This is a genomic window from Elusimicrobiota bacterium, assembly GCA_018816525.1.
Lineage (GTDB): Bacteria > Elusimicrobiota > Endomicrobiia > CG1-02-37-114 > XYA2-FULL-39-19 > OXYB2-FULL-48-7.
In genome coordinates, this window is record JAHIVV010000024.1 from 1 (window position 1) to 22,223 (window position 22,223).

Sequence of the window (22,223 nt, forward strand, 5' to 3'; positions counted from 1 at the left end):
ATATCTAAGCCTCCTTTTTGGTGTTTTTCCGTCGATAACGAAATTATACCAAAAAACGAGGCTTTTTTCTTTCTTTTTCACCTGCCAAGTGAATCTACTTTTTTAATTTTCCGTCTATAGTAGCTTTTCAATATCGGATTCCGTATTAACCTGTCCGTATTAATCCGTATTAATCACACCCAAGCTTTGCATTTTTCTCGCTGAATTTATATAATACCAGTAAAGAGAGGTAACTATGCTTGATTTAAAGTTTATCAGGGAAAACACAGAAAAGGTGAAGGACGCGTTAAAGAAAAGAAATTCAAAGATTTCGCTTGACGACTTTTTAAACTGGGAGAAATCCAGACGGGCTTTGATTGTGCAAACCGACACATTGCGCGCCGACCGTAAAAAAATATCCGATGAGTTCGCCAAACTAAAAAAAGACGGGAAAAACACCGATACTGCGTCTGCGCAAAGCGTTGAAATCGCGAAAAATCTTTCAGAAAAAGAAAATACTTTAACGGGAATTGAAAAACAAATCAACGATTTTGTTTTAATGATACCCAATATTCCCGACGACACAGTGCCTGTCGGTGAATCAGCTGAGCAAAACAAGGTTATCCGCCAAACCCAAAAAGAAATAATTCCCGATACAGGTAAGCCGGAAGGCCACTGGGACATTGGTGAACGCCTGGGGATACTGGATTTTGAAAGGGCAGCTAAAATTTCAAGTTCGAGGTTCGCTCTTTACAGAGGCAAGGGCGCCGCTTTGGAACGCGCAATTTTTACGTTCATGCTGGATTTGCATACAAAGGAACACGGCTACACGGAAATATTCGGGCCTTACATGGTTAACACAAAATCCGCAACCGGCACAGGCCAACTGCCGAAATTTGCAGAAGAACTTTATAAATGCGCGGAAGATGATTTGTACCTTACTCCTACAGCAGAAGTTTCCGTAACAAATATGCACCGCGATGAAATACTGGCTGAAAAAGAATTGCCGATAAAATACGTTTCTTACTCCGCCTGTTTCAGGCGCGAAGCAGGATCCTACGGAAAAGACACAAAAGGGCTGATAAGAAACCACCAATTCAATAAAGTTGAACTGGTAAAATTCACCAGGCCTGAAGATTCCATGGACGAACTCGAAAAACTTACGCTTAATGCGGAAGAAGTGTTAAAAAAGCTGAAACTTCAGTACAGGACTGTTGCGCTTTCTACAGGAGACCTGGGTTTTTCATCCAGCAAAACTTATGACCTGGAAGTCTGGATGCCGGGCGAGAATTTGTGGCGGGAAGTTTCTTCGTGCAGTAATTTTAAGGATTTCCAGGCGCGCCGGATGAATATAAAATTCAAACGTGAAAACGGCACAAAAGAATTTGTGCATACACTCAATGGTTCAGGGTTGGCTGTGGGCAGGATTTTTGCAGCTATTTTGGAAAATTACCAGCGCGGTGACGGCTCAGTTAAGATACCAGACGCGCTTCAGAAATATCTGGACTTCAAAGAAATAAAGTAGCTAAGGTTTTTCCTTCGCTGTTTTATTCATTTCTACAGGTTTTATATTCCAGATTTCTTCCATGTAGGCCCTTATTGTACGGTCGCTTGAAAAATAACCCATATTTGCGATATTTTTCAGCGATTTTTTCTGCCATCCGATCTTATTTTTGTAATCACTGTTTAATTTCAGGTTGGTTTCCGTATAACTCATAAGGTCTGCCAGCACAAAATACTGGTCTGCCATATTACCGTCAACACCGTTTATAAGCGAATCATAAAGAGGCTTGAAAAGGCCCTGGTCTCCGCAGGCGAGATCGCCGTTTTTCAGCATATCAACAACCTGTTTAATTTCAGGATTTTTATTATAAATGTCTTTCGGGTTATATTTTCCCGAAGCAACCATTTTTTCAATTTCCGCGGCTTTCAAACCGAAAATATAAATATTTTCTTCCCCCACTTCGTTCATAATTTCTATATTCGAGCCGTCAAGGGTGGCGACGGCAACAGCGCCGTTAAGCGAAAACTTCATATTACTGGTGCCGGAAGCTTCCTTGCCCGCAGTTGAAATGTGCTTGCTTACATCCGCTGCGGGAATAATTTTCTCAGCGACAGAAACGCCGTAGTTGGGTATGAATACAACTTTGATTTTATTTTTAATTGTTTTGTCGTTGTTTACTAAATCTGCGACGCAATTGATAAGCTTGATGATGAGCTTCGCCCTATAATAGCCCGGCGCGGATTTTCCGCCCAAAATAAAGGTAACGGGCACAAGATCTAAATCAGGATTTTTTTTCAGCCGGTTATACATTATCAGGACATGCAGAATACTTAAAAATTGCCTTTTATATTCGTGAATTCTTTTTGTCTGGACATCAAATATAGAGTTAACAGCAAGCTCAATTCCCATGGTTTCTTTTACATATTGCGCAAGTTTGATTTTGTTTAACTTCTTTGTTTCATATAATTTTATCAGAAATTCTTCATCATCAATAGAATTCTCGAGTTTTTTCAGTTCCATGGATTCGGTAATCCACGTATCACCGATTTTACCGCAAATCAGGCGCGATAATTCGGGATTTGAAGCCAAAAGCCACCTGCGGAAAGTAATACCATTGGTTTTATTATTAAACTTTTCCGGCGACAACTCATAAAAATCCTTGAAAACACTGTTAATCAAAATATCCGTATGAAGTTTTGCTACTCCGTTAACAGAATGCGAGCCGACAATGGCCAGGTTAGCCATCCGGGCCTGTTTTTCATAACCTTCTTCTACAAGCGACATGCGTTTTACTTTTTCCGGGTCATTGGGATATTCCAATTGGATTTTTTCCAGGAAGTTCTCGTTAATTTTATAAAGTATCTGCAAATGGCGCGGAATCAATTTTTCAAGAAGGCTCACGGGCCATTTTTCCATGGCTTCAGACAATACAGTGTGGTTGGTAAATGCAAATACTTTTGTAGTTATTCCCCAGGCTTTGCCCCATTCTAGGTTGTACTCGTCAACAAGGAGGCGCATAAGCTCCAATATTCCAAGAGCAGGATGAGTATCGTTCAATTGTACAGCAATCTGATCGGAAAGATTGTCAAAATACTCAAAAGTTTTCTGGTACCTTCTTAAAATGTCCTGCAAGGTAGCCGATACAAAAAAGTATTCCTGTTTCAATCTTAATTCTTTGCCTTCCAGGATATTATCGTTCGGATACAGCACGCGGGAAATATTTTCGGAATAATTTTTGTCCTCAATAGCTTTTATGTAATCGCCATGGTTAAAAATTTCCAGGTCAAACTCATTTGAAGCGCGCGCCGCCCACAACCTGAGTGTGTTAACAATACCGTTTCCGTACCCGACTACCGGAATATCATGAGGCAGTGCCAGAACATTTCTTGTGTTCTGCCAGATATACTTCGTTTTACCGAATTCATCTTTTTTTTGTACAACTTCGCCGTAAAATTTAACAACTTTCGAAAATTCCGGCCTGGCAATTTCCCACGGGTAAACATATTTAAGCCACTCTTCCGGTTCTTCTATCTGGAATCCGTTGACAATCTTTTGATTGAAAATACCAAACTCGTATCTAAGTCCGTAACCGTACCCGGGAATGCCTATTGTTGCCATAGAATCAAGAAAACACGCGGCCAGCCTACCTAAACCGCCGTTACCCAGGCCAGCATCCGGCTCCATAGCCAGAAGTTTATCAAAATCGTGGCCCAATTGTTTCATAACATACTTTGTCTGGTCCAGCATTTTGAGGTTTATGATATTATTAAGGATTAGCCTGCCGAGGAGAAATTCAAGCGAAAGATAATAAACTCTTTTTGCGTTGATATTATAATATTTCTGCTGGGTGTTGCTCCACTTTTCAACAATCCTGTCGCGGATTGTGTAGGCGAGGCTTAAATAATCGTCAAAATCCGTGGCGGAGTATTCATCTTTTGCGCGGGTGTAATGTAGGTGGTTAATAAAGGAAAGGCGGATGGCGTCGACATCCATCCTTTTTCTGTAGTCCCGGTAAAGTTCTTCTTTTGAACCGGTTCCGTTAGTTTTTTGTTCTTCCATGGTGCTCCTTTTAAAATCCAAATAAAAACGGAGAGAGAGGGATTCGAACCCCCGGCAGGCTTGCGCCCACACTGGTTTTCAAGACCAGCGGTTTTAACCACTCACCCATCTCTCCAAAATGTTACTTTCTCGTCAGTAAAACCCTTGTTTTTTAACGCAATAAGCTACAAGCAAAAAAGCCATTTGTGCCATATTTGTGCCATTTTCGCCTGCTGTTTTACAGTTTTCATTATACTTATTTAGAATATCCTTGTAAAGCCTGAATTCTAACTCGGTATTGAAAAACAATAAAATTTATAGTATATATATGCATGCCTTTTATACATTTGATTATAACGGCATGCGGTTTAAGTATAACTATCATAATTATTTTAAATTTAAAATACAGGAGTTTTACTTTAGATAGTATCAAATTTGGTGCCTTGGGAAGCATTGTGGGTATTTTTTTACTTTAAAAGCATTGGAATCAATAACTGCAATGATTGTCTTCCCTGTTACTCTCAATGGCACCATTATTACAACAGCACTGTTTTCACATTTCTTTTTCAAGGGGAAAATAAATAGGCTTGGTTTTTTAGGAATTATCGGCGGCATAACAGGGATTATAGCCATTTGCCTGGGATAAAAGGAGATTATGCATGTACAAAAAAATTGAAACAGAAATAATTGAAAAGTTAAAAAACATTGTCGGCACAGGCAACATAATACTAGAAAAAGAAAAAATGGAAGATTATTCCCATGACGAATACGCCGTGCCTGAAATAAAAAAATACCCGGAAGTTGTCGTAAAACCTAAAACCACGGAAGAAGTATCTGCGGTTTTGAAACTGGCAAATGAGAACAATTTTCCCGTTACTGCAAGAGGCGGAGCCACTGGTTTGTGCGGAGCCTGCGTGCCCTTCTATGGCGGCGTGGTCTTATCGCTTGAAAATATGAATAAGGTAGTAGAAGTTGACACAAATAATCTTATGGTTGTTGTTGAGGCAGGCACAACTCTGAAAGACATGTACAAGGAAATCAATAAGGCTAATCTGTTCTTCCCCCCTCATCCGGGAGATGAATCAGCGACTATCGGAGGAGTTATAGCCACAAACGCCGGTGGTTCAAGGGCCATAAAATACGGAGTAACCAGAAATTTCGTCAGAGGGCTTGAAGTTGTGTTCGCTGACGGCTCTATAGCAAAACTTGGCGGTAAATTGATGAAAAATTCAACCGGGTACAGCCTGCAGAACCTGCTGATAGGTTCCGAAGGAACTCTTGGTGTAGTCACTAAAGCCACAATAAACCTGCTGCCCTTGCCCAAGTATCTTCTTACGCTTATTATTCCTTACGAGGATTTACACAGCGCAATTCAAACCGTCCCGCTGTTGTTCCAGAATAAAATAATGCCGCTTGCGATAGAATTCATTGAAAAAGACATTATTCCTATTTCCGAAAACTACCTTGATAAAAAATGGCCTGTTTCCCAGGGAAAAGCCGACTTGATGATCATAATCGAAAGCACTAGCGATACTGAATTGATGAAAATTGCCGAACAAATATCCGAAGTATGCCTGGCAAACAGCGCTATTGACGTATTCATAGCGGAATCAGCCGAAAAACAGGAAACAATTTTGGCGATAAGAGGCATTTTTTACGAAGCGTTAAAATCACATACAATAGAAATGCTGGATATCACGGTTCCTATTTCAGAAATAGCTAACTTTGTGGATGAAGTGAATAAAATATCAAAGAAATACAATATGTGGTTTCCCATCTATGGCCATGCCGGCGACGGAAATGTCCATATCCATATAATGAACGCCAATCTTAAAGGAGTTGACACCTGGGAACCGCTGGATGCTGAATATTTTAAAAAGAATTTCAACGCGGTGAAAGAAGAAATTTATTCAGCAGGACATAAACTGGCTGGCATAGTTTCGGGTGAACACGGCATAGGGCTTGTAAAAAAAGACCTGCTTTATAAATATTCAAACCCAAAAGAAATCGAACTGATGAAATCAATAAAAAAAGCCTTCGACCCTAATAGTATCCTGAATCCGGGAAAGATATTTTAATATTTTATAAACCTTTCTGTTTAACCTTTTCTTCAAATTTATTTACGATATATTATGGGACATAACAAACTCATTTGTAATTGGAACTCCCATTGACCTCTCTATTAGGCTTGTATTTGATGAAGTAAAATACTCGCATGTTAAAGAGCACGACGGTAAGACCTATACCCTGCTCGGAGAAGGCAGAGTTCCTTAATATGCAAAGAAACTTCTTGAATATTAAAATTGAAAACAACCTAATATTTTGCTAAGATTTTCATTGAACAAGGCGTATTAAAAAGGAGAAACTATGGAACATGCCAAAGTAAAAATCGCATACATCGGTGGAGGAAGCAGGGGCTGGACTCATATACTTATGAGGGATTTAGCCCTTTGCCCGGAATTAAGCGGCGAGGTTTACCTTTATGACATTGACCTGCCTGCCGCCAGGTTGAATGAGGAATACGGCAACTGGCTTCAAAAACAGAAAGGTGTTTTATCCGATTGGCAATACAGAGCCGTTAAAACACAAAAAGAAGCGTTGAAGGATGCAGATTTTGTAATAATTTCCATAACCCCCGGCGGTCTCAAATTGATGGGGCAGGATTTAAAAATAGCAAGAAAATACGGCATAATCCATACCGTTGGCGATACTGTCGGACCGGCAGGCTTAATGAGAATAATGAGGACCGTGCCCATCTACAGCGGGATAGCGCATGAAATAGCAAAGATATGCCCTAAAGCCTGGGTAATTAATTACACTAACCCCATGAGCGCCTGCACAAGAATAATAGGTATTGCCGAACCCTCTTTAAAAGTTTTTGGCTGCTGCCATGAAGTTTTCAGCGCCCAGAATTTTCTGGCAACTTTGGCTAAAAAGTATTTAAAATGCCCGCTTCCTCCAAGGCAGGAAATCAAAGTCAATGTCCTAGGTATAAATCATTTCACCTTTATTGATAAGGCAACCTGGAAGGGGCGCGACCTGCTGGAGTTGGTAAAAAAACATATAAATCAAAAAAACATTATCCGTAAATACACAAAGAAAGAGATAAAAAAAGAAAATAACTTTTTTACCTGCCACTACCAAATTACATTTGAAATGTTTAAAAGATACGGAATTTTAGCCGCAGCCGGCGACAGGCACCTGGCTGAGTTTGTGCCCTGGTTCCTGACTTGCGAAGATTCCGCTTACCGTTGGGGGGTCGATATCACTCCCATAGAATATAGGCTGAAAGTTTATAATGCAAGCCCCCTTTTATTCAAAAAAAGAATCCTGGGGCAGGAAAAATTTAAATTGACTCATTCGGATGAAGAAGGAACTGATTTAATGAAAGCGCTTGTCGGTATAAAACCGCTTATGACAAATGTAAACTATAGAAATGAAGGACAGATTGAAAACCTCCCGAAGGGCGCCATTGTAGAAACCAACGCTTATTTTTCAAAAAACTCAATAAGGCCGATTAAGGCCGGAAGGATTCATGACGGATTGTATCCTCTTGTGATGAGGCACGTGTGCAATCTGGAAATGGTTGTAAATTCCGTTCTTAAAGGAGATAAACAACTCGGATTTCACGCATTTTTAAACGACCCTCTCTGCAAAACATCGATGGAAGATACCTGGAATATGTACAATGAAATGCTAAACGCAAATAAAAAATACCTGAAGTTAAAATAATGAAAAAAATCAATAACTTGCTTAAAAGTTTCCTTACGGTACTTTTTGTTTTTTGTATTTTTAAAACAGATGTCCTATGCTGTAACCTGAAAATAATTTCCGAAGATTCAAGACAATGGATACCCGAGAATTACAACCTGTATTATTTCAGGGCGGACAAGAAAGCAAAATTTGAAGAGTATGACAAACTGGTAGATAGTTTCGAAGCGAAATGGATCCGGTATTCCAAAGCCAACATCTGGATAAAAAGGATAGAAAACACTGCGGACTTGGATGCCGCTAACAAAGATTTAAAACTAAAGAAGAACCAACGTTTTGTGTTTTTATTGGCTTCTCCTTCCGGGAAAATCATCTGGAGCCGGCGTTACGGTAAAAAAGTAACCATTGAAGATATCGAAAACATCATAGCAAGCCCCATGAAAACAAAAATAGCTGAAAGTTTAAAGAAAAAAAATAACACGGTTCTTCTATATGTCTCAGACCGCAAGAGCGAAGAGGCGAAAAAACTCTACCCAGAAATGAAATCGGTGTTAAAAATTTGCGAAGAGCTGTATAATATTACCGTAAGTATCCTCTGGCTGGACACTAACGATGTTAACGAATCATTTTTATTAAAAAATCTTGAAATTCCGCAGGGAGATAAAAATATCAGCGTTGCCTTTCTTTTAGGCAATGCAAAAGTAATGTTCGTTCTAAAAGATAAAACAATCACCAAGGATCAAATTCTTGATAGAATGCGCGCCGCCAACTGGAACTGCAGCTGCATGAACAGCCCGGAATCTTACGGTGAAGACCTTCTGATGGAAACCATTTCAGGTGAAGGAAATTAATGAAAATTTTGTCCATAGTCAATAAAGAATTGCGCTATAACAAAGCGTCATTTTTAATCAGCGTCCTGTTTGTCAGCCTGGCTGTAGCGTCCGTTGTTTCTATAAGGAATATGAGCGAAGCCTCAAAAAACAAGGTGCGGATACTGATGAGAGACCTGGGAAACAACCTGGCTGTCCTGCCGAAAGGAACAGACCCTGAAAAATTGTGGGCAGGCGAATACACCCTGAAAACACTGCCTGAAAATTATGTTAATAAACTTGCCGGTTTTTCCAAAATAGAAGCGCAGCACTTCGTAGGAAAATTACAGAAATATGTTGTTTTAAAAGGAAACCGCCTTCTTTTAACCGGGCTTATGCCTGAAATAAATCCTCCGGGAGGTTCCGCCAAAGACCTGATAAGCCCTGCCATTTCGGACGGCAACGCAATCCTCGGAGCTGATGCGGCTAAAATCCTCGGCCTGAAAAAAGGCCAAAACATCGACATCAACGGATCAAAATTTCTTGTTGAAGAAATAAAACAGCCTCTGGGCAGTATAGACGACATAAGTATATTTGTTTCATTGAAATCTGCCCAAAAACTGCTCGGCCTGAAGGGCCTGGTGAGTTCCATCGAGGCCATGAACTGCATCTGTTACGGCGACTATATCACCGAAATAAAAAACAAGCTTGAAAAAATTCTCCCGGACACGCAAATAATCGTCTACAGGAATCTGGCGGTAGCAAGAACCGAAACCAGGTTGTTTATGGATCGGCTGGGTTTCTGGTTCCAATTATCTTTGTTCATCCTGACGGTTTTTGTGCTAGGTATTTATTCATACAATAACGTTAAGGAAAGAAAAATAGAAGTTGCCACCCTATCAGCCCTGGGAATTTCCGCAGGCAGGATATCGCTTATTTTTATTTACAAACTTCTTTTTATTGCCCTGGCCGGCGCTCTAGCCGGATTTTTACTCGGCACCGGTATAGCTGTTTATCTGGGACCAAAAATAGTAAAGGCCCCTGTAAAACCGGAGGCCGGATTGATTTTAATTTCGCTTTTATGTTCCTGCCTGGTGGTAATGGCCGCAGGTATTCTGCCGGTTCTGAAAGCCACACGCCTAGACCCCGCTGAAATCTTAAGGACAGAATAAAATGATAAAAATTGAAAAACTAACAAAGATTTTTTATAAAAACTCAAAAGAAATCTACGCGTTAAAAGACATAGACCTTTTAATCAACAGCGGCGAGTTTATTTCCATAATGGGTTCCAGCGGCAGCGGCAAAACCACCCTGCTTTTCAGCATTGCAGGGCTTATAAAACCTGCCAGCGGAAGCATTCATATTGACGATACGCCTATATTTAATATTACCCGCCGCGAAAGAGCAAGATTAAGAGCGCTGAAAATTGGTTTTGTATTCCAGTTGTTTTACCTGGTGCCGTATCTGACCGCAATGGAAAATGTTTTACTGCCGTTCCTTGCAAAAAAGAACGATCCTGACGCAATCAACAAAGCCCGCAGAGCGCTGGAAAGAGTGGGCCTGCAGAGCCGGCTGGATCACAAGCCTGAAGAACTGAGCGTAGGCGAACGCCAGAGAGTCGGCATTGCGCGGGCTCTGGTTACGGGCCCAAGAATAATTCTTGCGGATGAACCAACGGGCAATTTAGATACTGAAAACACAGCTATTGTTTTAAAATATTTGAAAGAAATCAACCAGGAAGGAGTAACCGTTGTTTTAACCACCCATGGCCCGCAGGTGAGCCAGCAGGTTTCCCGCCAGGTGAAATTAGAAAACGGGACTATTGTTTGAAACTAGTAGAAGTGGTGCTATAATGTTCAAAAATATAAGGAAGAATATAAGATTTTATTTAAAAAAGGCCTCATCAAAGAAAAAAACTAGGGTTAAGCACTGTTTATCTGATGAAATCGAAGGATGTGGTTGATAATACGATTGAAATTGTAAAACAAAAACCTTTGATTACAACCGTTGATACTTGCAATTGCGCATATTGTAACTGGGTGAGAAAGAAGACAATAGGGAGGAAGTGTGGACAATAAAAGGAAGTATTTACTTGCAGGGGCAGGAGCCCGGGGATTAAACACATTTGCAGCGCCTATATTAAAGGAATTTTCATATAATTCTACTCTGACCGGGCTTTACGACATCAGCCTTAAAAGATTACAGGGAGCAAAAGAAATACTGGGTGTAGCCTTGCCTGTTTATACGGATTTCGCCCTCGCGATGAAAGAGCTCAACCCCGACTGCGTAATTGTCTGTACGCCCGATTACACGCATGCGCAATATGTAATAAAAGCGCTCAAGATGAATAAAGATGTTATCAGCGAAAAACCGCTTTGCATCAGTTCCCAGCAGTGCAAAGAAATATCTGACGCGGCAAAAAAATCCAAAGGCAGGGTATTTACAGCGCATAATTTCCGCTTTGGGCCTGCTATGACAACAATAAAAAAAATAATTTCCGAAGGCAAAATAGGAAAACCTCTTTCCGTTTTTTTTAATGAAAAACTTGACCGGTGCCACGGAGCAGACTATTTCCGCAGGTGGCACAGATTAAAAGAAAATTCAGGCGGCCTGCTTATTCATAAAGCAAGTCATTGTTTTGATTTGATAAATTGGGTTATCGGCTCAAAACCAAAAGAAGTTTTCGCTAATGGTAAAGTAGGCTTTTACGGAAAAAACGGCCCTTACCGCGCTAAAAGATGCCGTGAGTGCGATAAATACAAGGATAAATGTGATTTCTACGCTGACCTTTTTAAGAACGAAGATTCAAAAAAAATGTATCTGAATGCGGAAGAAAAAAACAGTTATTTTCGCGACCAATGTGTCTATGACAAGGGAATAACTACCGAAGACCTGGCTAATGTAATTTACAGCTATGAAAACGGCGTGCTGGTGAATTTTATGCTCTGCGCTTTTTCCTCTTATGAAGGAATTGACATAATTATAGAAGGAACCAAAGGCAGGCTTGAATATTCAATGGTCCATGATACAAGATGGTTCGCAGGTAATGTTACTGTTTTCGGCATGGAAAAACACATCGGAGAAAAAATCCAGCTCTATTTAATAAATGAAGGCGTAAAAGAAATTCCGATTCCACGGGCTGAAGGCGAGCACGGCGGCGCAGACCCCGCCATGAGGGAAGCCCTGCTTGGTTCCAACCCCGACAGACAGCTTACAAATATGCTCGCCACACTCGAAGAAGCCATAAGCGCCGTGCTTATAGGAGCTGCGGCCAATAAAAGTATAGCCGGGCATAAATCTGTAAAAATAAACCATGAAACTATCAGGCTCGCATAACGCTTTTCTAATGCCTAAATCTTTTTCCAAAACATTAATAGCCGCCCTGTCGATAATAATTCTATCCCTGTCCGGAACTTACGCGGGCGGAACCGCCGCTCGCACTGCGAGAAACCCGGTTACCCTCCATTTATGGTCTTTGCCGAACCGTTGGGGCAGGGATATAACTGAAAAAGTAAATTACGCTTTAATAGAACGCTTCAAAGAACTTCACCCCGATATCCTGCTTACAGGCTCAAAACTGATCGTAATACCAAACAGCAGTTCATTCGACATAGGCCAGCTGTTGGCAATTGCCGGCGGCACGGCTCCGGACGTGATGTATATAAATTTCCGCAAATCAGAATCGTTTATAACCCAGGGTTTTCTCTACCCGCTTGACGATTACATCAAGGAATGGGAACAGAAAGAAAAAATAAAAATTGATGATGTAGTCCAGCCGCAAATCAGGCCTGTTGTAAAAAGATACGGCCACTACTGGTTTCTTCCCTTCAATAATCTGGTAATGGTCCTGATGTATAGAAAAGACCATTTCAAGGAAGCAGGGCTGGACATGAATGCACCTCCCAATACCTGGGATGAACTCTATGAATATGCAAAAAAATTAACGGTGTCCAGGCAAGGCAGGTACGGATTAGGTTTTATAGGAACCAACGGCCGGTCAGCCTGGCAGTTTATGACGTTTTTAAGGTCTGCCGGCGGAGAAGTAATTACGCAGGACAAAAAAGGCGATTGGCATGCCGTTTACAACACGCCCGAAGTTGCAGCTGCTTTAAAGTTCTATCAGAAACTTTTAATCGGCAAGTGGTACTATGAAGGAAGAGAACACCTCGGAGTAAGTTATGTCGGTTTAGATATGTATGACCGCTGGAAAGACGGGCAATTAAGCATGATTACGGATTATCTTTCCGACACCGTACTTGCTACTGTAGACCCGGATGTAGTGGGCCTGGCGCGGGTCCCGGAGGGCCCAGAGGGCAGCATAAGTGAAATAAATGCTTCCATGCTCGGGATAAATGCTACCGTTAAAAACAAAGCCACTCGGGATGCGGCCTGGGAATATATAAAATACATGGCCAGCGACGAGGCAAAAAAAGTAAGAACCACTGTAATGGTTGAGAATGGCTATGCCAAAATCGTAAACCCTAAATACCTGCGAAAATTCGGCTATGAGCGTTACCTCTGGCAGGTTGTGCCCGGATGGGAAAAAACTCTTGAAGAAGCATTAGCGCACGGAAAACCTGAACCCTACGGAAAGAATTGCGACCTGGTTTACAGATATATGTCGCCCGCCATAGAATCTGCTGTCATGAGCGAAGATACCGATATAAAAAAACTGCTGGATGACGCGGTCAAGCTTACCGAAGAAAAAATGCTCGGTTATATACCTGAAAAAATTGAACGCAAGAGAAACACAGTTACCTGGGTTGTAGTGATAATCGTGGCTCTTATTATGGGATTTTTTGCAAGTAAAATTATCGACGGTATCGTAAAAGTCACTTTTAAAACTGAAGATACAAAAAGAAACAGGAAAAAAATATCATATTATTTTCTTCCGGTGCTGATGCTGGCGCCCGCGGTCGGGCTGATAATCATCTGGCAGTATTACCCGCTATTCAGGGGTTTATTCATGGGTTTTGAAGAATACAACCTGGTGCTTCCCAATAAGTTTGTGGGGCTGGCAAATTTCCGCGACGTTATTTTTTCCAAGTTGTTCTGGGAATCAATGCTGCACACTTTTGAATATTCATTCTGGTTTGTCGGGCTGGGCTTTATCCTGCCTATAATTTTTGCGTTGATGGTGGACGAGATTAAGGTCGGGCAGTTTTTTTTCAGAACTGTATTTTACCTTCCGGCTGTAATAACCGGATTGATGGTAATTTTATTGTGGAAACAACTCTATGACCCTTCAGAAGCAGGCCTGCTCAATAAACTTTGTCTTGCCCTGCATTTTATCTCAAAACCAAAAAGATGGCTTGACGATCCCAAGCTGGCGATGTTATGCGTCGTGATACCTTCGATCTGGGCACGTATTGGCTCTGCAAGTTTAATTTACCAGGCAGGCCTGAAAACCATACCCACCGACATGTACGAAGCCGCTGAGATCGACGGCTGCAATATTCTGCGCAAACTCAGATATATTACTATACCATACCTGAAACCTTTGATAATAATAAATTTTGTCGGAACTTTTATAGGCTCGATGCATTCGTTTGACAGGGTGATGGCCATGACCGGGGGAGGCCCCGCTAACGCAACAAAAGTGCTGGGCCTGAATATCTGGGAAAACGCCTATATGTACCTTAAATTCGGTTATGCTACGAGCATGGCATGGATTATGGGTTCGCTTTTGATTGGATTTACATTCTATCAGCTTCGGGTATTGAAGCAGGCTGATTTCAGAAGAGCGGAATAATAAAAATTCAAAAAAGTGAAGTTAGAAAAATTGGCAGACTAATAACCTGTATACCGTCCTTAAGTTTGATAAGACCGCTTTCCCTGATTCCAAAGAGCCACCCGCCCAGGTCTATAGGCACCCAATCTGTTTGTTTGTGTTCGACAGTTTTAAAAAATCTTTCTCTTGGATTCATTTATACCTACCTAAAAAAACTGGGCCTATCGGAGTATGTACAATTATATCCGGTAAACTCAGTTTTTTAGTTTATTATTTTAAAAATTTACCACTCTGAATCGTTGCTGTCAGATGCTTTACTGTCAGGCTCTTTCTTTTGCACTGTTTTTTTCTTCGGATCTTCCTTGGCCGCTGTTTTTGCTTTCAGTTCTTCTAAAGCTTTCTGTTTAGCTTCCATTTCTTCCGGTGAAGGCGAATTTAAATAACTTTTCAATTCCGCTATCAGCGCAGCCTGCTGGCTTTGTACCTCTTCTATTCTGCTTATCATCCTTAGCACTTCTTTGCTAACTTCTTCCGACATTTTCTGGGCTGAAGAAATTCCCGTAAAAAATAAAACCATAAATCCGCTCATTACACACAAAACTAATGCTTTAATCTTTAACAACTGTTTATCCCCCTTTTTCAATTAATTTGAAGAATCTTAACGTTTTCTGGTAAGGGTTACACCTAACATGAATATACCCCAGCTTTACATAAAAGTCAAGGGTTTTTTGAACAGGGTTTTTTGGGTTTTTTGAACTTTTGAAATTTAGAATTTGCTGAAAAAGCGAGTGTTTTACTATTGAAATCTGGTCCTGAAAAAATGATGCCACTTCGAGGTTAGTTGATGAAATTTGTTATACCACAGCATAGTTTGACTTCCCATATTAATTTATATATCATTTTTGTGATGAATAAAATTGTAATTTTACTTATCTTATTTTTTGTTATCATTTTCCAGTCCCTAGTCTCATCTGAGATGCGCAAACCGGCATAAAATTGAGGGTTCTCCATTACGCAAATTCAGGGGATACCCCGGCATACGGCGATAAGAATAAAGTAGTTGGTTACTCGGCGTCAGCTTTTATAAAATCAAGTAAAAAAGAAAAAGAGTTCCGGACTCAGGAGGATAACATTAAGGAGGCGCTTAAAATGGGTGAATTTAAAATCTCGGAAAAGAATCAAAAGGTTCTGCTGGAACTTGCTAGAAGGACGATACGTCAACGTTTGCGTTCAAAAACAATCCCTCCTTACATAACAAATGACAAAGAACTTACGGCACCTGCGGCAGTATTTGTTACATTGAACGAAAAACATCAGCTTAGAGGTTGTATCGGCACTACTATACCCCAGCTTCCTTTATACCAGGCTGTTCAGCAGATGGCAGTCGCTGCGGCATTTGAGGATTACAGGTTTGGTCCTGTTATGGAAAACGAAATACCTGATATTAAAATAGAAATTTCTGTCCTTTCGCCGCTTGCCAGAGTAAAATCGGCAGAGGAAATTCAACCGAATATAAACGGGGTAATTGTAAGGCGCGGCGGGAAATCAGGTATATTTTTACCCCAGGTCTGGGAACAGCTGCCGGATAAAGAAGGTTTTCTCAACGAATTATGCACGCAAAAAGCCGGATTAGAAGCAAACGCCTGGAAAGATCCCTCAACTGAGCTTTATACTTTTACTGTTTTTGCGTTTGAGGAAAATTGATTTTGGATGATTACAAAAATTAATTACTTATCTTAACTGTTTGTTTGCTATTGAACGGTATTTTGACAGTACCGAATAAAGACTTATAATAATAATTGCCTTCCACCCTTACTTCTATCGGATTATTTCCCAAGTATCTCATCAAAATAGGAAGCAGCAGCTCCATGGCATTTATTTTAATAGGTATTTTCTCTGAATGTTTTTCGCCAGCTTTTACAATAATCTCCGGGATCCTGCCTTCCCCTACATAGGAATTTTCAATAAATATTTTGAAATCAACCCTGTCTATTTTAACTGTTCTTTTTGTTGGATTGTATACTTGCGCGGGCAAAAATATTTTGGTTTCAGGAATAACCGATTGCACCTCAATGTTGCTTGTTGTAACCTTGCATTTTTGTATATCCCGCCCTGCGCAGCCGGCGGCAAAAACACATGCGCTGATTAATAAAATTGAAACTAATTTACTATTTCTCATTTTTTAGTGATCCAGGTGCAAGTGCGGATGAGAGTGGATCTGATCGTCGTGTTTATGGCTGTGAATATGTAACAGGTTGCTCTGTTTTAAAAATACGTCATCAGCCAGAACTTCAAGCGGACTGCCTGACCTGACTATTTTTTTGCTTTTATCAAAAACATAAACGGTATCGGAAATTTCCGCAACTATATGCAAATCATGTGTTGAAGTAATAATTGTTTTTCCTTTTGCGTTTAATTCCAGGATCAAATCAACAATATGCCTTGTTGTTAAAGGGTCTAATCCGGCGGTGGGTTCGTCAAGTATCAAGACATCAGGCTCTATTGCCAATACGGTTGCCAGCGAAGCTTTTTTTTTTCGCCGATGCTCAGTTGATGAGGTGCTCTGTCAAACAAATCCTCAATTTCAAGCAATTGCGCGTATTTTCCCAGCCGTTCCATTGTTTCTCCCTGCGAAACTCCCAATTGAAGGGGCCCAAAAACAATATCTTCCTTTACGGTAGGGCAAAATAATTGAACATCGGGATTCTGAAAAACAAAACCAACTTTGCTTCGGAAAAATTGCGAAAATTCCTCATTTGATAAAATGTCTTCATTTAATTCTTTGCCAAATGCATTTATTGTTCCTTTGTCAGGAAAAATAAGGCCGTCTAATATCGCAAGAATCGTAGATTTTCCCGTACCGTTTGCACCCATTATGGAAATTTTTTCGCCTGCCTGAACTCCCAAATTGACACCGCTTAATGCCGGAAATTTACCAAGATATGCATAATAAACATCTTTTAACTCAAAAATTTGTTCACTCACGGTTCTCCCCTGTACCCTCGAGACATCATCGCGTTATAGACCTGGTTATTTAAATGGTAGGACCTAATCCAGAGGTTGGCTATATTCCAGCCTACCAGCTTTCTGCCTTTAGTGTGACGCACTTTCAGCCCGACCCTGCTCTTGATCCCCAGATACGTATACTCAACTATTTCTACGAATAAATAAATGTAACGATAACACATTCCAAGCGTCATAACGAATACCTGCGGTATTTTAAAAACGCGCAGGGTTTTTAAAAGTTCGCTGCTTTTTGTTGTCAATGAGAGGAGTATAACAAAAGATACTGAAGCAACAACCCTGGAAATAAATCGTATCGCGCTGAACAAACCTTCGCTGGTTATGATAATTCCACTGTTAAAAACAAACAATGCCTTCCCGGGCGTAATAAAACTAAACAACGCGGGAATTGTTATAAAAAGCGAAAACAAGGGGATGAAAAACCAGGTCCTTTTTAAGAAAAATAGTAAATTAATTTTCGAAAAAACCGACAATAATAAACAAAAGAAATACAAACATAACAAAATTGGAATACTCTTTACAAATAGCACTAAAATTAACAACAACAAAACCGCAACCACTTTGACTCTAGAATCCAATAATTGTAAAAATCCCTTTTTATGCGCGTATTCTTCGGCATAAATGGAATCTTTAAAGAAAGAGAGAGCGCCCATAATAGAGCGCTCTATGAAATTAGTCTTTTTTAACAAGTAATTTCCCTAAACCTAACACCGCAAGTACGGTAATGCTTACTCCCACAACAGCGGATATAACATAAGCCAAGCTTAAATGCGATATTCCTTTTTTTTCCCAGCCCTTTAAAGCATAATCCGGTATAGGCGCATTCCAGATACTGGAAAGTTTTTCAAGGCCCTGCGGAATATACCCGACGAGATTCTGCATCTCATCAGCGCCCCATTCACCCCAGGCAGCGCCTGCCTTGAAATGTTCAGGCAACAAAAGCCCTAAAGGAGAAAGTATAATTAATACCGCTAATCCTATCCATAATTTTGTTGTAATTTTCATTAGTTTGCCCTCCCGTCCGCAATAAGTTCCGGCGCCTGCTTCTGCAAATACTTTATCACCAGGGCAGTAACAATTGCCTCAACCCAGCCGAAAATCAAAAGATGTTCCCCAACCATAGTTGGAACTGCCACACCTAAACCATAGGGGCAATAAAGAGCTTGCCCGGTTGCGGTTTTATGTAAAAGCGGCTGGAGGCCAAACTCAACTCCTGTAAAAAATGCTGCTATATTAATTCCAATGTAACCGGCGATCCCTGCAGCAATCACACGCCTGCCTGAATTCATCGGAGCATTGTAACTAATTGTTTTATAGATGTAGTATGCAACAAAAGGAAGCACAAACGCCATATTGAAACAATTGGCTCCTAAAGCGGTAATTCCGCCGTCGCCAAAAAGCAATGCCTGAACAACAAGCGCAACCGTTATGGCAATACAAGCCGCCCAGGGGCCTAAAAGGATAGCTACCAGAACCCCTCCCACTGCGTGGCCGGTAGTTCCCCCTGGAATCGGTACATTGAACATCATAATCACAAAACTGAATGCAGCGCCTATTGCAAGCATCGGCACCTGTTTTGCTTTAAGAGTTTTTTTTACAATTTTTGAAGCAAACGCCCAAACCGGCAGCATCACAGCGTAAAAAACACCGCAAGTTGCCGGCCCTAAATATCCATCAGGTATGTGCATAATATCCTCCCGTTTATTTTATCAAAATTCGCAATGAAACCCTAATATTGTTTTATCATCGGAAGTATTAAAACTTCTTCCATAACCTGCATCTACAACAATATTTTCCGTAATTCTATACCTGGCTCCAAGAAGCCATGTATTATTATCATTTGTATCACCTGCAACTTCTCCGATTAAATCAAACTTGTTCACGGGTATTTCAAAAGCAGAACTATAAACAGCTGCACCCTTAATAGTCGGGTCGCCGGTCGCTGAATAACCGAGATTAAAATGAACTACTGCTTTTGAAAATTCTTTTGTGTATATCCCGTTAATCAAATATTCTTTTTCTCCCAATTCATTACTGAAGGTTAACGCAAACACATCTTTTACTAAAGCAAACTTAACCCCAAGCACAGCTTCTCCAAACCTTTCATCTTGCGTTGGATCCATCTGATAAGGGAAAGACACACCAATATCCATTCTTTCTGTAAGGCCCTGTTTCAGGGATAAACCGCTGGAAATATTTCTTAAATCATTGCCTACTTTTGAATTATCGTAACCGACCTCCATTTCATGTTTGGCTACATCCACAGTCCCGGCATCATCCGTTGCTAATGGATGAGCTGCAAACAAAATAGAATTAAAAAGAAGCAAACACCAGATCACAGCTACAAACCTCATAACCGACACCTCCTTTTTATTAAATAGTTGCTACGTTTGCTACATTCGTGCTACGATAAAACAAAAAAAATATAGTACCCTTATTCTGCCGCGCTTGCTAATCTTAATAAACTATGCTTCACCCCCTTTGCTGATTTTATGAGCGCAGAAAGTTTTTCTATTTTCCCTTTTTCGCCTTTTACTATGACTATTTCAAAACAGTTATGATGGTCTAAGTGGATATGCTGGGAAGAAAGGATTATTTCCTGGAAATCGTGCTGGATATCTGTGAGTTTGTTCAGAAGCTCGCGTTTATGATGGTCGTAAACAATATCAATAGAACCGATTATAATGGTTCTGTCATCAGTGAACTTATATTCATTTATAGCTCTATTAATTAAATCTTCAATAGCTTTTGAGCGTGACGGGTATTCCTGATCGCGTATCACCGAATCAAATTTAGCAAGAAGATCTTTTGCTAAAGAAACACCGAAACGAACCAGATTTGCCATTAACTTTTCCTTAAGTATTGTGCTACGATTTTCATAATCATAGCACTTTTAATAAAATATTGCAATAGGCTATTTTTTTCTCAGCATGTCCAGAGGTTTTACGGGCTGATTCATTTTGATTTTAACCATACACTGCGGTATTAAAGCGGAATCTACCGGCTCATTTTTTTCATTAAACATTTCGGTGACAGTTTGTATAAAAAAATTTCGGCCCGGGCCGATAACTTCAATTTGATCACCCTTAACTATTTTATTTTGCTGACAGACTTCTGCCAACTTTGTCTCAGAGTCATACTCTAAAACTATTCCAAGGTATAAATACGGACAAGTATAGCCGGGAGAATCATAAATATATTCTTCACTTCCGGGTTTTGAATTAAAAAAATCGGTTGAATATTTTCTGTGATTGATTTTTTTTAATTCCTCAATAATTTTCGGGTCCAGTCTGTAACCTTCAGGGCTGTTTAAATAATCATCAATCGCTTTTCTATAAACTGACGTAACCACAGCAACATAATAAGAACTCTTCATCCTTCCTTCAATTTTAAAACTCGTTACCCCCGCATCAATCAGCGCAGGAACATGTTCCAGTAAACACATATCCCTGGAGTTAAATATATAAGAACCTTTATCATCCTCATACACATCATAATATTCGCCCGGCCGTTTTTCTTCCTGTACGCTGTATAGCCACCTGCAGGGATGTGCGCATTCACCCCTATTGGCGTCTCTGTTTATCATATATTTACTAAGCATACACCTTCCGGAATATGATATGCAAACAGAACCATGAACAAAAACTTCCAATTCCAGTGTATCAGGTGTTTTATTAACTATTTCCTTTATTTCTTCAAAAGAAAGTTCCCTGGCAAGTGTAACCCTTTTAATTCCTAAATCATGCCAGAAAGCCGCGCTTTTATAATTGGTATTATTCGCTTGGGTACTCAGGTGCATCGGCATTTCTGGAGAAATTTCTTTTATTAAAGAAATTATTCCGGGGTCTGAAGCAATAACTCCGTCTATTTTAATATTTTCTAATGCTTTAATATATTCCGGCAGGCCTTCCAGGTCGCTATTGTGAGGGATTATATTTAATGTTACGTAAACCTTTTTGCCCGGGGACTGCTTGTGGGCAAAATCTACGCCTTCTTTTATTTCATCCAGGGTGAAGTTATCCGCCTTGGCACGCAACCCATATTTTTTTCCTGCTAAATAAACGGCATCTGCTCCATAAGTAAAAGCAACCTTCAAATTCTCCAGATTTCCTGCCGGCGACAACAATTCAGGTTTTTTCATTTTATCTGGTTTTTAAAAAAGCTATAGTATAAAAGAGCAATCAGCGTTTTGGAATCGCAAATTTTGTTTATCTTTATCCAGTGAAGAACCTTATCCAAAGGCAGGATAACCCGTTCAATAAATTCATCGTCATCAGGATTACTATCTACGGGTTTTAACCCGGTGGCGATATAAATAGCCAAATCTTCGGTAGAAAAGGCCGGTGTTGGGAAATAATGCAGAAGCTTTCTAATTTTTGAGGCCTTGAAACCCGCTTCTTCTGTAAGTTCCCTTTTAACGCAATTCAAATTGTTTTCGCCTTTATCAACTTTTCCTGCGGGAATTTCGTAGGTAACACGGTTTAAAGGGTACCTGAACTGTTTTACCATAACTATATGTTTTGAATCAATTAAAGGAAGAACAGCCACGGCTTTAGGGTTTAACGTAAACTCTCTTTTAGCCAACTTTTTATTCGGCAATAGGACTGTATCCATCACAAAATCTAGTATACAACCTTTTGCGAGCACTTTTCGTTCAACAAATTTTTCTTTAAAATTCATGTTATTTTTCAGTATGTTCGATTGGTTCAACATGGATTACAACATCGGCATTATTAAGGCTCTGTTGTATCTTTTCTTCAAGTATTTCGGTAAGCCTGTGGGCTTTATCTATGTGGAGAGATTTTACAACCTGAATATGAAAATCAATTTGCCGCTGAGGGCCCGATTTCCTGGTTCGAAGCCTGTGAAAAGCCTTTACTTCAGGTTCACTCAGGATCAAATTTTTTATTATTTCTATTTCATTATC

Annotated in this window: 22 protein-coding genes, 1 tRNA gene and 1 pseudogene; 10 read left to right on the top strand and 14 right to left on the bottom strand. The window is 40.2% G+C overall.

Going from position 1 to position 22,223, the window contains the following annotated elements; genetic code table 11:
* Window positions 1-235 precede the first annotated feature (235 nt).
* The gene (gene serS / locus KKH91_02880; protein ID MBU0951759.1) at window positions 236-1,504 is read left to right on the top strand and encodes a serine--tRNA ligase; all 1,269 of its coding nucleotides are present in this window, start codon (window positions 236-238) and stop codon (window positions 1,502-1,504) included.
* Here serS and KKH91_02885 read toward each other — a convergent pair whose 3' ends face one another.
* Both KKH91_02885 and KKH91_02890 read right to left on the bottom strand, forming a co-directional pair.
* Complete coding sequence (locus KKH91_02885; protein MBU0951760.1) at window positions 1,505-4,042, bottom strand: glycogen/starch/alpha-glucan phosphorylase; 2,538 nt, start codon at window positions 4,040-4,042, stop codon at window positions 1,505-1,507. It lies immediately after the preceding gene.
* A gap of 28 nt (window positions 4,043-4,070) precedes the next feature.
* A tRNA-Ser gene (locus tag KKH91_02890) sits at window positions 4,071-4,157 on the bottom strand.
* Window positions 4,158-4,520: 363 nt separating this feature from the next.
* Here KKH91_02890 and KKH91_02895 point away from each other — a divergent pair.
* From KKH91_02895 to KKH91_02930, 8 genes are all read left to right on the top strand, one after another.
* Complete coding sequence (locus KKH91_02895) at window positions 4,521-4,667, top strand: hypothetical protein (GenBank protein MBU0951761.1); 147 nt, start codon at window positions 4,521-4,523, stop codon at window positions 4,665-4,667.
* 13 nt (window positions 4,668-4,680) lie between these two features.
* Window positions 4,681-6,099, top strand: a complete 1,419-nt coding sequence (locus tag KKH91_02900; protein ID MBU0951762.1) for an FAD-binding oxidoreductase — start codon at window positions 4,681-4,683, stop codon at window positions 6,097-6,099.
* 289 nt (window positions 6,100-6,388) lie between these two features.
* Complete coding sequence (locus KKH91_02905; protein ID MBU0951763.1) at window positions 6,389-7,753, top strand: alpha-glucosidase/alpha-galactosidase; 1,365 nt, start codon at window positions 6,389-6,391, stop codon at window positions 7,751-7,753.
* Window positions 7,753-8,583 carry a hypothetical protein gene (locus tag KKH91_02910; protein MBU0951764.1) on the top strand — a complete coding sequence of 277 codons (831 nt, stop codon included), beginning with the start codon at window positions 7,753-7,755 and terminating at the stop codon, window positions 8,581-8,583. Before KKH91_02905 ends, KKH91_02910 begins: the two co-directional genes overlap by 1 nt.
* Entirely contained in the window at window positions 8,583-9,713 is a 1,131-nt protein-coding gene (locus KKH91_02915; protein ID MBU0951765.1) for an ABC transporter permease, read from the top strand. The genes KKH91_02910 and KKH91_02915 overlap by 1 nt, the downstream gene beginning before the upstream one ends.
* A 1-nt stretch (window position 9,714) precedes the next feature.
* Window positions 9,715-10,371 (top strand): ABC transporter ATP-binding protein, encoded by a 657-nt coding sequence (locus KKH91_02920; GenBank protein MBU0951766.1) that lies wholly within the window; start codon window positions 9,715-9,717, stop codon window positions 10,369-10,371.
* Between the two features lie 237 nt (window positions 10,372-10,608).
* A complete protein-coding gene (locus KKH91_02925; protein ID MBU0951767.1) occupies window positions 10,609-11,877 on the top strand; it encodes a Gfo/Idh/MocA family oxidoreductase in 1,269 nt (422 codons plus the stop codon).
* Window positions 11,855-14,293, top strand: a complete 2,439-nt coding sequence (locus KKH91_02930; GenBank protein ID MBU0951768.1) for an extracellular solute-binding protein — start codon at window positions 11,855-11,857, stop codon at window positions 14,291-14,293. Before KKH91_02925 ends, KKH91_02930 begins: the two co-directional genes overlap by 23 nt.
* Before the next feature lie 7 nt (window positions 14,294-14,300).
* Here the strand turns inward: KKH91_02930 and KKH91_02935 are convergent, their stop codons facing one another.
* A complete protein-coding gene (locus KKH91_02935) occupies window positions 14,301-14,468 on the bottom strand; it encodes a hypothetical protein (protein ID MBU0951769.1) in 168 nt (55 codons plus the stop codon).
* Window positions 14,469-14,555: 87 nt separating this feature from the next.
* A complete protein-coding gene (locus KKH91_02940) occupies window positions 14,556-14,894 on the bottom strand; it encodes a hypothetical protein (GenBank protein MBU0951770.1) in 339 nt (112 codons plus the stop codon).
* A gap of 527 nt (window positions 14,895-15,421) precedes the next feature.
* Here KKH91_02940 and amrA point away from each other — a divergent pair.
* The gene (gene amrA / locus KKH91_02945; GenBank protein MBU0951771.1) at window positions 15,422-15,976 is read left to right on the top strand and encodes an AmmeMemoRadiSam system protein A; all 555 of its coding nucleotides are present in this window, start codon (window positions 15,422-15,424) and stop codon (window positions 15,974-15,976) included.
* 19 nt (window positions 15,977-15,995) lie between these two features.
* On the opposite strand, the gene KKH91_02950 is transcribed toward amrA, so the two are convergent.
* The 10 genes and pseudogenes from KKH91_02950 to KKH91_02995 form a co-directional block, all read right to left on the bottom strand.
* Window positions 15,996-16,451, bottom strand: a complete 456-nt coding sequence (locus KKH91_02950; GenBank protein ID MBU0951772.1) for an LEA type 2 family protein — start codon at window positions 16,449-16,451, stop codon at window positions 15,996-15,998.
* Between the two features lie 3 nt (window positions 16,452-16,454).
* Window positions 16,455-17,257: pseudogene (locus KKH91_02955) on the bottom strand (energy-coupling factor ABC transporter ATP-binding protein).
* A complete protein-coding gene (cbiQ, locus tag KKH91_02960; protein ID MBU0951773.1) occupies window positions 17,254-17,985 on the bottom strand; it encodes a cobalt ECF transporter T component CbiQ in 732 nt (243 codons plus the stop codon). The pseudogene KKH91_02955 and the gene cbiQ overlap by 4 nt, the downstream one beginning before the upstream one ends.
* Window positions 17,969-18,301, bottom strand: a complete 333-nt coding sequence (locus KKH91_02965; GenBank protein ID MBU0951774.1) for a PDGLE domain-containing protein — start codon at window positions 18,299-18,301, stop codon at window positions 17,969-17,971. Before KKH91_02965 ends, cbiQ begins: the two co-directional genes overlap by 17 nt.
* A complete protein-coding gene (gene cbiM / locus KKH91_02970) occupies window positions 18,301-18,984 on the bottom strand; it encodes a cobalt transporter CbiM (protein MBU0951775.1) in 684 nt (227 codons plus the stop codon). The genes KKH91_02965 and cbiM overlap by 1 nt, the downstream gene beginning before the upstream one ends.
* Window positions 18,985-19,005: 21 nt before the next feature.
* Complete coding sequence (locus tag KKH91_02975) at window positions 19,006-19,650, bottom strand: TonB-dependent receptor (protein MBU0951776.1); 645 nt, start codon at window positions 19,648-19,650, stop codon at window positions 19,006-19,008.
* Window positions 19,651-19,730: 80 nt separating this feature from the next.
* Entirely contained in the window at window positions 19,731-20,141 is a 411-nt protein-coding gene (gene nikR / locus KKH91_02980; protein ID MBU0951777.1) for a nickel-responsive transcriptional regulator NikR, read from the bottom strand.
* Window positions 20,142-20,210: 69 nt separating this feature from the next.
* Complete coding sequence (locus KKH91_02985) at window positions 20,211-21,437, bottom strand: U32 family peptidase (GenBank protein ID MBU0951778.1); 1,227 nt, start codon at window positions 21,435-21,437, stop codon at window positions 20,211-20,213.
* Window positions 21,434-21,976: an NUDIX hydrolase gene (locus KKH91_02990; GenBank protein MBU0951779.1), complete on the bottom strand. Its 543-nt coding sequence runs from the start codon at window positions 21,974-21,976 to the stop codon at window positions 21,434-21,436. Before KKH91_02990 ends, KKH91_02985 begins: the two co-directional genes overlap by 4 nt.
* 1 nt (window position 21,977) lies before the next feature.
* A partial coding sequence (locus tag KKH91_02995) for a cation transporter (protein MBU0951780.1) occupies window positions 21,978-22,223 on the bottom strand: 246 nt, incomplete at its 5' end.